General features: G+C 48.6%; 11 protein-coding genes. 6 read left to right on the top strand and 5 right to left on the bottom strand.

Annotated features, from left to right (window positions below):
* The first annotated feature begins 119 nt into the window (after positions 1 to 119).
* On the top strand, positions 120 to 2,144 hold the full coding sequence (locus FNY66_RS01640; RefSeq protein WP_150310095.1) for a glycoside hydrolase family 31 protein: 2,025 nt from the start codon (positions 120 to 122) through the stop codon (positions 2,142 to 2,144).
* Between the two features lie 70 nt (positions 2,145 to 2,214).
* Positions 2,215 to 2,838 carry a sugar O-acetyltransferase gene (locus tag FNY66_RS01635; protein ID WP_087150253.1) on the top strand — a complete coding sequence of 208 codons (624 nt, stop codon included), beginning with the start codon at positions 2,215 to 2,217 and terminating at the stop codon, positions 2,836 to 2,838.
* Between the two features lie 73 nt (positions 2,839 to 2,911).
* On the opposite strand, the gene FNY66_RS01630 is transcribed toward FNY66_RS01635, so the two are convergent.
* From FNY66_RS01630 to FNY66_RS01615, 4 genes are all read right to left on the bottom strand, one after another.
* Positions 2,912 to 4,702: an LPXTG cell wall anchor domain-containing protein gene (locus FNY66_RS01630; RefSeq protein WP_150310094.1), complete on the bottom strand. Its 1,791-nt coding sequence runs from the start codon at positions 4,700 to 4,702 to the stop codon at positions 2,912 to 2,914.
* Between the two features lie 145 nt (positions 4,703 to 4,847).
* Positions 4,848 to 5,792, bottom strand: coding sequence for an AEC family transporter (locus FNY66_RS01625; protein ID WP_150310093.1), 945 nt, complete (start codon positions 5,790 to 5,792; stop codon positions 4,848 to 4,850).
* 34 nt (positions 5,793 to 5,826) lie between these two features.
* Positions 5,827 to 7,215, bottom strand: a complete 1,389-nt coding sequence (locus FNY66_RS01620) for a sensor histidine kinase (RefSeq protein WP_150310092.1) — start codon at positions 7,213 to 7,215, stop codon at positions 5,827 to 5,829.
* 71 nt (positions 7,216 to 7,286) lie between these two features.
* A complete protein-coding gene (locus FNY66_RS01615) occupies positions 7,287 to 7,985 on the bottom strand; it encodes a response regulator transcription factor (RefSeq protein WP_150310091.1) in 699 nt (232 codons plus the stop codon).
* A gap of 257 nt (positions 7,986 to 8,242) precedes the next feature.
* Between FNY66_RS01615 and FNY66_RS01610 the strand changes: the two genes are divergently transcribed.
* The 4 genes from FNY66_RS01610 to FNY66_RS01595 are packed head-to-tail and all read left to right on the top strand — an operon-like array spanning position 8,243 to position 10,762.
* Positions 8,243 to 8,998: an ABC transporter ATP-binding protein gene (locus FNY66_RS01610; protein ID WP_087150248.1), complete on the top strand. Its 756-nt coding sequence runs from the start codon at positions 8,243 to 8,245 to the stop codon at positions 8,996 to 8,998.
* The gene (locus tag FNY66_RS01605) at positions 8,995 to 9,717 is read left to right on the top strand and encodes an ABC transporter permease (protein WP_087150247.1); all 723 of its coding nucleotides are present in this window, start codon (positions 8,995 to 8,997) and stop codon (positions 9,715 to 9,717) included. Before FNY66_RS01610 ends, FNY66_RS01605 begins: the two co-directional genes overlap by 4 nt.
* On the top strand, positions 9,714 to 10,484 hold the full coding sequence (locus FNY66_RS01600) for an ABC transporter permease (protein ID WP_087150246.1): 771 nt from the start codon (positions 9,714 to 9,716) through the stop codon (positions 10,482 to 10,484). The genes FNY66_RS01605 and FNY66_RS01600 overlap by 4 nt, the downstream gene beginning before the upstream one ends.
* A 5-nt stretch (positions 10,485 to 10,489) precedes the next feature.
* Positions 10,490 to 10,762: a hypothetical protein gene (locus FNY66_RS01595; protein WP_087150245.1), complete on the top strand. Its 273-nt coding sequence runs from the start codon at positions 10,490 to 10,492 to the stop codon at positions 10,760 to 10,762.
* 37 nt (positions 10,763 to 10,799) lie between these two features.
* Here the strand turns inward: FNY66_RS01595 and pyk are convergent, their stop codons facing one another.
* Entirely contained in the window at positions 10,800 to 12,221 is a 1,422-nt protein-coding gene (gene pyk, locus FNY66_RS01590; RefSeq protein ID WP_150310090.1) for a pyruvate kinase, read from the bottom strand.
* Positions 12,222 to 12,355 lie beyond the last annotated feature (134 nt).

Genomic DNA, 12,355 nt, shown 5'->3' with positions numbered 1-12,355 from the left:
TGTATATAAAAGCCAGTTTTGTGTCATAACTTTGCAGAATACTGCAAGTTTTCTCTCGGGCAAGGCATTATAATACAATCAGAATGATCCAACCGGATAAAATCAAAGGAGGAAATATCATGATCCGAAAATATACCTATGGAACACCTTTTGAGACAGAGGCAGTAGTGTACGGCATCTCTGCATCTGACGGTGCCCCTGCATACGGCGTCATTGATACACAGGATGGTTTTTCTTTTACTTATATCATGGACGAGGAGGATATCGTATACGGTCTGGGTGAATCCAACCGCGGCATCAACAAGCGCGGGTACTGCTATATCAGCAATTGCTCGGACGATCCAAACCACACAGAGGACAAGTTCTCTCTCTACGGTGCATATAACTTCATTATCATCTCCGGTAAGAAAAGTTTCGGACTGTTCTTCGATTATCCTTCAAAGCTGACATTTGATATCGGCTATACGCGTATGGATACCCTGAGAGTTTCCTGCGAGGATGCCAATCTTGCACTGTACGTTATCGATGGTGATACCCCTTACGGGATCGTTAAGCAGTTCCGTAAGATTATCGGGCACAGCTATATCCCGCCGAAATTCGCCTTCGGCTTCGGCCAGAGCCGCTGGGGATATAAGACAAAAGAAGATTTTAAAAAGGTTGCCCAGGGCTACCGTGAGAATCACATTCCGCTGGATATGATCTATATGGATATCGATTATATGGATTCCTACAAGGATTTTACTGTAAATGATGATTTCCGGGATTTTTCCGGATTCGTACAGGAGATGAAAGATCAGCATATCCGTCTTGTTCCGATTATCGACGCAGGCGTAAAAATAGAGGACGGCTATGATGTATACGAAGAAGGTGTACAGAACCGCTACTTCTGCCAGAGGGAAGACGGAAGCGACTTCGTAGCGGCAGTATGGCCGGGTGACACACATTTCCCAGATGTACTGAATCCTGAGGCGCGGAAATGGTTCGGAGATAAATATCGTTTCCTCACGGACCAGGGTATCGAAGGATTCTGGAACGATATGAACGAGCCTGCGATCTTCTACTCGAAAGAAGGTCTTGAAGAAGCAAAAGAGATGGCACGCAAGTTTGCCGAGACCGGAAGCTGCAATTGGGACGGCAGTGAAAAGAAGTCCGAAGGCGGGGATGATATCGGCGTCTGGCAGCTCGGCGGCAAACTTACAAGTCTCGCAAACAGCCAGGATGATTATAAGAGATTTTATCATAATGTAAACGGCAGGAAAATCCGTCACGACAAGGTCCACAATCTGTATGGATTTAATATGACAAGAGCCGCAGGCGAAGCGTTTGAGCGCATCAATCCAGACAGACGTTTCCTGATGTTCTCCCGTTCCTCCTATGTCGGAATGCATCGCTACGGCGGCGTATGGACAGGTGACAACCGCTCCTGGTGGTCACATATCCTGCTCAACCTGAAGATGATGCCATCACTCAATATGTGCGGATTTCTCTATACGGGAGCTGATCTGGGCGGATTCGGGTCCGACACTACAAGAGACCTTCTGCTCCGTTTCCTGGCGCTGGGCGTATTCACACCGCTCATGAGAAATCACTCAGCTCTCGGTACAAGGGAGCAGGAATGTTATCAGTTTGAGGACATGGAAGATTTTCGCCATGTAGTCGGCGTCAGATACCGCCTTCTGCCCTATCTGTACAGCGAGTACATGAAAGCTGCACTGAACGACGATATGTATTTCAAACCGCTCGCCTTCGTCTATCCGGAGGACAAAATGGCGTCCCGCATCGAAGATCAGCTCATGCTCGGCAATGAGATTATGATCGCACCGGTCTACGAGCAGAATGGGAAAGGCAGATATGTATACCTGCCGGAAGAAATGAAATTCGTCAAATTTCTGCCTGATGGAAGTATCTCTGAAGAGATCCTTGGAAAAGGCATCCACTATGTGGATATCGCGCTCAACGAAGTACCGCTGTTCATCCGCGCCGGAAAATGCATCCCCGTGGCAGATGCGGCGGAATGCGTGGATGAAATCGATACAGATACAATCCGGCTGATCGGTTATGAAGGGGCAGAATACATGCTCTACGATGATGACGGAGTTCATAAAGATTATGATCTTGAGAAAAACTGTCGCATATTAAAATAACCGAAAACGGATATGGGGACGTAGTAAAACCCGTTTTTACTACGTCCCCATATCCAAAAAAGGAGAAAAAATGGATAATATTGAGAGAAGAGACAAAGAAATGGCTTATATTTCCGATGATTCCGTAATGGAAGAACAGAAAGTCTGCCGTAAGATCCTGCAGCGCCTGAACACCGTCGACCGTTCTGATTTTGACGAGATCGGTAAGATTGTCAAAGAACTGCTCGGAAAGTCTGACGGAGCATTTATCAATCCGCCGTTCTACTGTGATTACGGCTCCCACATCGAAGTCGGGAAAAACTTCTTTGCAAACTATAACTGTACGATCATAGACGTTGCAAAAGTAAAGATTGGTGACAACTGCCAGATGGCGCCAAACGTAGCGGTCTACACTGCCGGGCACCCTATTCATCCGGTCTCCCGCAACTCCCTTTACGAGTACGGCATCAGCGTGACCATCGGTGACAATGTCTGGATCGGAGGAAACACCGTTATTATGCCAGGAGTCCATATCGGGAGCAACACAGTCATCGGTGCCGGAAGCGTAGTAACGAAAGATATCCCTGACTGGGTCGTTGCGGCAGGGAATCCATGCAGAGTGATCAGACAGATCACAGATGAGGATAAAAAATATTATTATAAAGACAGAGAATTCGATCCTGAGGCATGGGAATTTATTTCAAGCCTCAAATAAAATTTAACTGGATTTAAAAAGGCGTATCTGACTGCCCAAAAGCGGTCGGATACGCCGTCAATATTTCTATATACTATTTCATCAGTTCACGTCTCTTTTTAAGGACTGATCCTGCTGCAGTTCCCGATCCGAGAAGCGCCGCCAGCGCAATGTACAAACCGGTACTGTTATCTCCGGTCTGAGGAGCTTTTTTCATGTTTTTCTCCGCATTTTTCTTATCGTCTGCTTGTCCGCTTACAGATGAGCCGCCGTCTGATAACTCATCCCCTTTTGCCGGTGTATCATCATCGTTCTGGCTGCCATCAGCCGGACCTCCTTCAGGCTTCTGCTCATCTTCTCCGTCTCCCGGCTGCTCCGGTGAAGGATCCGTATCTTCTTCCTGTCCCTCAATGATATAATTGCCGTCAGCATCCTGTGCAAGTCCCGCTTCTTCCGCTCCTGTGATAGTCACCAGATCTGTATCATTGTCTTTATCTATATAGATGACATTCTGATCACTGCCCGACATATTTACTGCGGAGCCGTCCGCAAATGTGACGCCTGCCGCGCCATTTTTCGTATCAACATTAATTCCTCCCCAGGAATTCTCACCAAGAAGGAGATTTAATTTCCCCTCTACAGTAACTGTTCCACCGTTGACGATCATTCCCGCTCCTCCTGCGGTCTCCCGATTATCGAGCGTGATATCTTTAAGGGTGGCAGATACTCTGTATACGTGAAGTGCGGATTTATTTGCTGACGCTGTTTTGATCCCCAGTCCTTCGAGCACTACGCCATCGGCCATTATTGTCACAACATTGTCTGCTCCGATCGCACCGGATCCATTGATCGTGTAATTTCCTGAAGCACTGCTTCTCATAGTCGTTGCTTCTCTTAAATACAGCGGAGCTGTCAAAGTCACATCCTTGTTTAATTCGATAAGTGATATGTCAGCTCCTGCTTCAGTTTTCGCTTTGACGAACTGAGCCAGATTGGAATCTGCTACGTAGGCTGTCTGACGGTGATTGGCACCCCCGTCTTTTTCTGTAACAACTACCGTAAATCCGGCTCCGGTCACAGATGCGTCATCGCCCTCACTGCAGATTACCGACTGAGTATCTGTCACCGGTGTCACATTTAATGCCGCGCCTGAAAAATCAGCCTTTGCATTGTCTACATTGATTCCGTACCACGAACTGCTTCCCAGTGTCAGTTTGACAGCGCCGTTGAAGACCGCCTCTGCTCCGTTATTGATAATGACCGGCGCTCCGCCTGCCGCACTGCTGTGGTCAATCGTCAGGTCGTTTACTGTCAGATCAGTTCCATATACATGGAGCGCCGACTTATTTCCTGCTGATGTCCGGATCATCACACCTTCCAGTGTAACTTTATTTCCCATCAGCGTAACAAGATTTCCTGTTACACTGTCTGTTCCCACAAGTGTTCCGCCTTTGATCACTACGTCATTATTTACGTAAAGAGGGCTGGTAAGCTCTATACGCTGCCCCGTCAGATTGATCTCTCCTCCCTGAGCGATCGCATCTGCGAGCTCCTGCTCTGTATCGATCACATCAGCGCTGGCTGATACGCCGGCTGTTTCCACTGCCGTATTTCTCTCTGCGTCCGGGGACTGAACTTCCTGTGTCCCACTTATCTCTCCAGCTTCCTGCATTGCAGGTGTTTCTTCCTGTCTATCTGCTTCGGGCGTCTCGGGCACCTCTTCAGTTTCGACTAATCCCTCCGTATCTAATTCCTGTATATCCTCAGTCTGCTGCACTGTCTGTATCTCTGATGTATCCTCCGCCGCAGGTGCCGCAAGAACAAGCCCCGGAGCCCCGGCCACCATAGCCGCGGTTATAACTACAGCTAAAAATTTTCTCTTCATACTGATCTCCTGTATTAGTTATATTTTGAAATTATCTTCAGGCGCCCGAATAATTTCACTGCAAGAGTATACTAATCCGTACAGATAATTGTCAACATTCCAAGGGGGAAAAAGGACAGGGAAATACAGGAAAAAAAGGAAAATTTTACACCATCCCCATACTCCTTAATATGTACAGCCATCCCGTCATTGTGAATGCGCTGAACAATGTTGTCAGCATGACTACGCTGGAGGTCAGCACGCCCTCGTGCCCCATATTCCGTGCCATCACATAGCAGCTCACCGTAGTGGCCGAGCTGAGCATGACAAGGATCGCCACCAGTTCTTCCCGGCGGAACCCCATCCACACGGCAAGCGGCAGGAACAGGGCTGCGAACAGCACAAGCTTCATCACGGAAGCTGCAGCTGCAGGCTTCACTTTCCCGAATGCCTTCTTTATGTCAAAGCTTGCTCCCATCGCCATCAGTCCCAGCGGAGTTGCGACTGCTCCGATGTCTGATACCGTTTTCTCCAGGATAGACGGCATGGGGAGCCTGAGTGCTGACCAGAGAAGCCCCGCTGCGATACCAAGGATGATCGGATTCGTAACGATTCCTTTCAGCGTTGTCTTCCACACTTCTTTATCCAGTTTTTTTCTATCTGGTTTAAAGAAAGAGAGGACGACGACCGCCATGATATTATAGAGCGGCACGCTGCCAATGATCATCAGCGGAGCCATCCCCGCATTCCCGTAAATATTCTGGATAAAAGCAATCCCGAGGAGCGCCGCGCTGCTCCGATAAGATGCCTGGATAAACTCTCCCTGTATGCTCTTATCATGCCACAGGAAAGATACCAGAGCCGCCAGTATGATACATACCAGTGTGACCACAAAGCAGAATAATACAAACTTCATGTTCCACACCTGCGCGAAATCCACCGTCGAAAGATCCTCAAACAGCAGGACCGGCAGAGGTATGAGAAATACGAATTTATTCATTTTCGATGCAAATACATCGTCGATCACTCCCAGCTTTTTCAGCAGGAATCCCAGTATCATCAAAAGAAAGATAGGTACTGTGGCGTTCAGGCTGAATATCAGATTTTCCATAACACATAACTCCCTTTCCATATTCCAATTTTTATCAATCTTTCACCGGTAGCACGATCTTCACTCCAAAACCTCCATGGCCTCCCCTGCCGATCTCCACACACCCGCCATGTGACTCTGCGATCTGCTTTACGATCAGCAGCCCCAGTCCATGACGCTGTTCTGTAGTATTCGTATCACACACCATATAATGCGGGGCATGATTCAGCTTTTCGATCTGCTCGTCGGAGGCGCCTGTTCCGTCGTCCTCCACCGAGATCACACAGTATCCTCCTGCAGCCACTGATACATAGATTGTACATCCGTCTTCATTATGGTTCATGCTGTTCTGGATCAGATTTGAAATTGCCCTCTTCATAAGCTCCTTATCTGCATATATACGACAGACTGTAAGTGCATCTTCTGTTTCCCACTCGATGGGATATCTCCCTTCCACATCCATATTGATAAAGTCGACCGCCACCTGACGGGCAAGGGCCACCGCATTGATATCTTCCCGGACAAGGGGCTGCATGTTGTACTCCATCTTTGACGCCAAGTTCAGGTCGTTGATCAAGCCCTTCATCCTGCGGCTCTGACGGACGATCGCAGATGCTTTCTTTCTGTCCTCTTCCCGCAGGTACGTCAAATTTTCAATCTGTCCTGCATAGCCCATAACCATAGACAGAGGCGTACGTATATCGTGGGACACCCCTGCGATCCAGTTGGCACGGGCAGCGTCTTTTTTCATTAGCTGATACTTCTGCGACTGGAGGACTTCAGAAGCCTTATTGAGATGAAAGGCAAGTTCTGAGAGTATGCCTTTTTCTTTCAGGCGGACCGGTTCTCCTTCCGGAAGTCTGCGGATCCCGTCCACGATCGGACGCACAGAACGTAGCAGCCCGGAATTTGCCCCGAGATAGATGAGCATCACCAGTAAAATATTTCCTCCCAGCACCAGCAGCACTGTCCTTGGGGCGCTCTCGATCATCTGATAATCCCAGCTCGGATACATATGTTTCCAGAAACTCTTCTGCGGATATCCGAGAATCATAAGTCCCTCTTCTCCCGTTCCGGTAAATGTGGGACAGTCGTTGATATATCCCCGGGTGAGCGACGTGATCTCCGAGGCAGTATATTGGAGCGGCACCGTATCCGGCAGATTATCCGAGTGCCACAACGCCTTCAGCGTGCCGTTATCTATATAGACCGCCCATATATTTTTACTTTCCAGTTCTGTCTGCATCTTCTCCGGCAGCGTATATCCTTCTTCTGTCGCCGTCATAGCCTCCGCCGCCTCCTGCGCAGTTGTCCACGGCCCTCCGTTCGAAGAATGTCCGACTGTATAAAAGACCAGAAAGCCTATGTTGAGTACCAGGAAGAGAAAAATACTAAGGAGCAGGATCAGGACAAATCTCCGGATCAGTTTGGGAATGCTTTTCATAATCCGTCATTTCCTTTCTTGGATCGTTCTTATTTTTATGACTGTACTCTCTCTTATCAGGAAGCGCAGTATCACGCGATGATCAGCTTATATCCCAGTCCTTTGACTGTAACCAGAGAGACCGGCTTCGATGGATTTGTCTCTATCTTCTCCCTGATGCGCCGGATGTGAGCCATTAGAGAGTTCTCGTATCCGTACGGATTATCTCCCCAGGCTGCCTCGCAGAGAGCGTCAATCGTCACAATGCGCCCGGCATTACGGTATAGAGCCGACAAAAGTTCATATTCCTTTGCAGTCAGCGGAATCCTCTCTCCTTCCTTGATTACTTCCGCACGCTCCAGATCAATCTTGCAGCCGCTCAGTTTTACAAGCGGATCTTCCTCTTTATAGCTCCTTCTGAGGATAGCAGCAACACGGAAAAGCAGTTCCTTCGGCAAAAAAGGCTTTACAATATAGTCGTCCGCACCCAGACCGAACCCTCTGAATTTATCCTCATCCTCTCCCCGGGCTGTCAGAAAGAGCACAGGATAGTCACCCTTTTCCCTCAGCTTTTCCATTAGTCCAAATCCGTCGCCGTCCGGCAGCATTACATCGAGGATAGCCAGCTCCGGCTCAGATTTTTCCGCCTCCTTCAGCGCTTCCTCCACTGTGCCCGCTGTCCGGATATTCTCATATCCGTCCTCTCTTAATATAGATACGACCATATCGAGCAGCTCCGGCTCATCGTCCACGAGCAGAATCTGTTTCTTCTTTATATAATCTGATATCATAGACATTTTCCTCCTTTTCCGGCAAAGCATCCCTGCGTCATCCTTTTCTCCCGTCGGGCTTCGCCACTATCAGACTGCGGCACATATCCTTACCAGAAATATTGTAGCACAGCAGTCTCATGTTTTGTATTCTACACTGCAAATGTAAGGTAAATGTAAGGCAGAGAGAAGATTGATGTAAGGTTCGTCTTTTATGATAAAGATACAGCGACGGGAACCCCCGCCGCCGGCCAATAAAACAAAAGGAGAGACATATCATGAATATTATTCAGACAAGAAATCTGACCAAATCCTACGGCGACTTCACCGCAGTCTCAAATCTGAACCTGCATGTCCCAAAAGGATCTGTCTACGGCTTTGTCGGACCTAACGGAGCCGGAAAATCAACGACTATGAAGATGTTCCTCGGGCTCACCCGTCCAAGCAGCGGAGCATTTGTCATCGATAAAATGAGCTACCCCCACAACCGCGTAAAGATTTTAAGAGAGATCGGTTCTTTTATCGAAGCCCCTGCTTTCTACGGGAATCTGACCGGAGAAGAGAACCTGGATATCATCCGGCGCATCCTGCGACTGCCGAGATCCAGCGTGGATGATGCCCTTGAGCTTGTAGATCTGACTCCTCACAAGAAACGACTCGCACGGAAGTATTCCCTGGGCATGAAGCAGCGTCTCGGGCTGGCAGGAGCTCTGCTCGGGAGACCGCCCATCCTGATCCTCGACGAGCCGACGAACGGCCTTGATCCAGTGGGAATCCACGAGATCCGTACCCTGATCCGCACCCTGCCGGAGAAATTCAACTGCACGGTATTCGTATCGTCTCATCTTCTCTCGGAGATCGAACTCATGGCAGATCACATCGGCATCCTCAACCACGGACACCTTCTCTTTGAAGGAACTCCCGAGGAGCTGAAGGAAAAAGCTGCTTTCGAAGGGTATCCCGACGACAATCTGGAAGATATGTTCCTGGCGCTGATCGAGGAAGACAATATAAAGCGGGGTGGTGTGAAATGAGTTTTCGGTTGGAATGTAAAAAAATCCGAAGGACGGGTCTGGCGGGCGCGTTTATCGCCGGAAGCATCATAGCAGCGGCACTTCCAGTCATAAATACAGCCGCCCGCCCGGATACTTTTACCTCTATGGCAGGCTCACCTGCCGCAGTCCTCGCGGACTCCAATCTGCAGATTATTTCCATGTTAAACCTTCTGCTCATTACAGCCGGAGCGTGCATCTTATACCACATGGAATATGCGGATAATGCAATCCAGAAGATGCAGTCGCTCCCGATCCGGGAGTCCGGACTTTTCAGCGGGAAATGTGGTATACTCCTGCCGTTTCTTGTCTTGATGTTCGTCTTTGAAGCTGCCTCTCTGTGTTTCTGCGGAGGGTACTGGCTGAACGCCGGAAGAGAAGAACTCGTCGAAGTGCTGCAGACTCTCGGCTTTACAATGCTCCTTACGCTCCCTGCAGCCGTGACCGCTCTTGTGATTGCATCTGCATGCCGCAATCTGTGGACCGCGCTCGGGATTGGAATATTATGTATCTTTTTGGCGACCATGCTCCCCGCAGATATTTTTATTGCGTCACTGTTTCCGTATGCTCTGCCGTTTCAGTTATTACCGGGCATGGGGACAGACCGGGTAATCCATTACTGTATCGCCGCTGTGTGCGAAGCTGCCGCCGCATGTGCCGCAGAAATTATTTACTTAAAAGTCAGGAGGTTGTCTGCATGAATATTTTTACGATAGCAGCAGTTGAATTTAAGAAAATAAGGCGCTCGAAGATCCTGCTGATCATGATCGCCGCCACGGTCATCCTGTGGCTTCCGAATGTTCTGAACGCTGATCTGAACTTCGATATGAGTGATATAGGCATCTCACCGGAGGACAGCTTCTTCATCCAGGGCTTCATGGGGATGGCATGGTTTATCTATCCGGCGGTCATGGTCGTCACCACTGTCCTTCTCGTACAGACAGAACGGACGAACCACGGCATCCTCAAGATGCTCTCCCTGCCGGTCAGCACACCCGTTATGTGCCTTGCGAAGTTCATCGTACTGGCGGTAATCTCAGCAGTCTTCATCCTGCTTATGACTGCCGGGTATTATATCGCTGCAGTTGCTGCGGGTACGCTGCATGATTATATCTTTATCCTGTCGCCCGCCTATGTGCTTCCCTTTGCCGGGAAACTGTATCTGGCTTCCCTGCCTATGCTTACCGTGTTCTGGCTGATTGCTGTTTGCATATCAACGCCTGTTTTTTCCATTGGCGCCGGTCTTGTCCTGATCGTACCGAGCGTACTTATCAACAATACAAAAGGATGGTTCCTCTATCCGATGGGATATCCGTTCTATCTTATAATGTCAGAGTATGGGGAGGTAGCAGAAAATATCGGAAAGAATACGGTCGATTTGATCCCGTGGATTCCCGTCGCCGTTTGTATCTCGCTGTTCTGTCTGCTGATTTCCTGCCTGTGTTTCGGGCGAAATGAAAGGAGATAATCAATATGAAAGAGAAAATATTAACCGCAGTCAGTACACTTATGATCTTCATCCCATGGACGATCCTGCCGCTCCGCACCTGCAGCTGGGCACTCGAGTCGCCTGCGGCTGAAATCATCATTTACAGTTATGCCGCGTTTATGGTATTCAGCGGAATCTTCACCCTGCTGTCATACACGACAGCAGGAGTGAAAAATATTCTGATGAAGATCTGTCTTGTCATCACACTAATGTATGCTGCAGGCGCTGTAGCAATCATTGGAATGACTTTTGTATAATGTCCGCTCCGGGATCGATGCAGTAAAAATATGCCGTTTATTCTCCAACGATACATACGCGGATCAGGTTCGTCCGTCCCGGGATACCAAGCGGAATACCGCCTGTGAACACAATCTTGTCTCCTTCTTCCACAATCCCGTGCGTCTGGGCCGCTTCTATTGCACGCAGACAGAGGATCTCGGAACTGTACTCTTCCCTGATCTGCAGTGGAAGAATTCCCCATGACAGATTAAGCTGCCTGTATACTTTCTCTGAACTGGAGCATCCCGCGATCAGGCATTCCGGGCGGTACTTGGAAATCATTCTTGCCGTATTACCTGTCTTGCTCACTGCCAGTATTGCATTCGCTTTCAGGTCAATGGCAGTCATACATGTGGCATGTGAGATCGCATTGGTGATATCCGGTTCCTCGCTCCGCTCTCTTCTGCGGAAGATTGCATTATAGTCAATGTTGCGCTCCATATGAACTGCGATCTTGACCATCATCTTAAGCGCCTCTACCGGATATTGTCCTGCCGCTGTCTCACCGGAAAGCATGATAGCACTCGTCCCCTGTGCGATCGCATTGGCAACATCCGTAGTCTCAGCACGTGTCGGTCTCGGATGGATCATCATAGAGTCAAGCATCTGCGTAGCAGTAATAACGACCTTGCCCGCCTCATACACTTTCTCAATGATGCGCTGCTGGATGATCGGCACATGCTCAAGGGGAATTTCCACCCCCATGTCGCCTCTGGCAATCATGATGCCGTCCGCCTCCTCGATGATCGCATCAATGTTGTCAACACCCTGCTGATTCTCGATCTTAGCAATGATATTGATGGACTGTCCGCCATTATCATTTAACAGCTTTCTCATCTCTCTGACATCGTCTGCTGTTCTTGTAAATGATGCTGCTACAAAGTCAAAATCTTCCTGTATGCCGAACATAAGGTCATCTCTGTCCTTCGGACTGATGAACGGCATTTTCAGCTCCACACCCGGAACATTGACACCCTTGTGATCTGAAATATCGCCGCCGTTCTTTACTCTGCAGACGATATCTTTTCCAACTATATTTACGACTTCCATGCCCACAAGACCATCGTCGATAAGGATAGAATCTCCCGGCTGTACATCTTTATAAAGATCTTTATAGGTAATAGATACGCGTTCATTCGTTCCGTCAATTTCGTCATTCACAAGCATGAACTCCTGGCCTTCTTCCAGTGTGATCTTATGATCTTTAAAGCATCCGATACGGATCTCCGGTCCTTTTGTATCCAGGAGTGCCGCTATAGGCTTGTCAAACTGTTTGCGGAGCGTCTTTAATTTTTCAAGACGCACTTTCTGTTCTTCATGGGTTCCATGTGAAAAATTGAACCGCGCCACATCCATCCCCTCTCTGATGAGAGCTTCCAGGATTCCTTCCTTGTCTGTGGCAGGTCCGAGTGTACAGATGATCTTTGTCTTTCTCATAATACTTCCTTTCCGGATGACTCCTTGCTTTGATAAAACGGAACAGTCCTTTATCCTTGTGAACTGTTAAAGTTATTATAACATTATTAGGAGGCCAATATCCAGACAGAAATCATAATAAGAGCTGTTTCTTA

The sequence above is a fragment of the Mediterraneibacter catenae genome (assembly GCF_008691045.1).
GTDB classification, from domain to species: Bacteria; Bacillota; Clostridia; order Lachnospirales; family Lachnospiraceae; genus Mediterraneibacter; species Mediterraneibacter ornithocaccae.
The sequence above is the reverse complement of the archived record's forward strand: the minus strand, read 5'-3'. Positions and strand labels throughout refer to the sequence as shown.

Excerpts from the sequence above, each read along its gene's own strand:
- FNY66_RS01640 (WP_150310095.1), top strand. The coding sequence starts at position 120 with ATGATCCGAAAATATACCTATGGAACACCTTTTGAGACAGAGGCAGTA.
- FNY66_RS01635 (WP_087150253.1), top strand. The coding sequence starts at position 2,215 with ATGGATAATATTGAGAGAAGAGACAAAGAAATGGCTTATATTTCCGAT.
- FNY66_RS01630 (WP_150310094.1), bottom strand. The coding sequence starts at position 4,702 with ATGAAGAGAAAATTTTTAGCTGTAGTTATAACCGCGGCTATGGTGGCC.
- FNY66_RS01625 (WP_150310093.1), bottom strand. The coding sequence starts at position 5,792 with ATGGAAAATCTGATATTCAGCCTGAACGCCACAGTACCTATCTTTCTT.
- FNY66_RS01620 (WP_150310092.1), bottom strand. The coding sequence starts at position 7,215 with ATGAAAAGCATTCCCAAACTGATCCGGAGATTTGTCCTGATCCTGCTC.
- FNY66_RS01615 (WP_150310091.1), bottom strand. The coding sequence starts at position 7,985 with ATGATATCAGATTATATAAAGAAGAAACAGATTCTGCTCGTGGACGAT.
- FNY66_RS01610 (WP_087150248.1), top strand. The coding sequence starts at position 8,243 with ATGAATATTATTCAGACAAGAAATCTGACCAAATCCTACGGCGACTTC.
- FNY66_RS01605 (WP_087150247.1), top strand. The coding sequence starts at position 8,995 with ATGAGTTTTCGGTTGGAATGTAAAAAAATCCGAAGGACGGGTCTGGCG.
- FNY66_RS01600 (WP_087150246.1), top strand. The coding sequence starts at position 9,714 with ATGAATATTTTTACGATAGCAGCAGTTGAATTTAAGAAAATAAGGCGC.
- FNY66_RS01595 (WP_087150245.1), top strand. The coding sequence starts at position 10,490 with ATGAAAGAGAAAATATTAACCGCAGTCAGTACACTTATGATCTTCATC.
- pyk (WP_150310090.1), bottom strand. The coding sequence starts at position 12,221 with ATGAGAAAGACAAAGATCATCTGTACACTCGGACCTGCCACAGACAAG.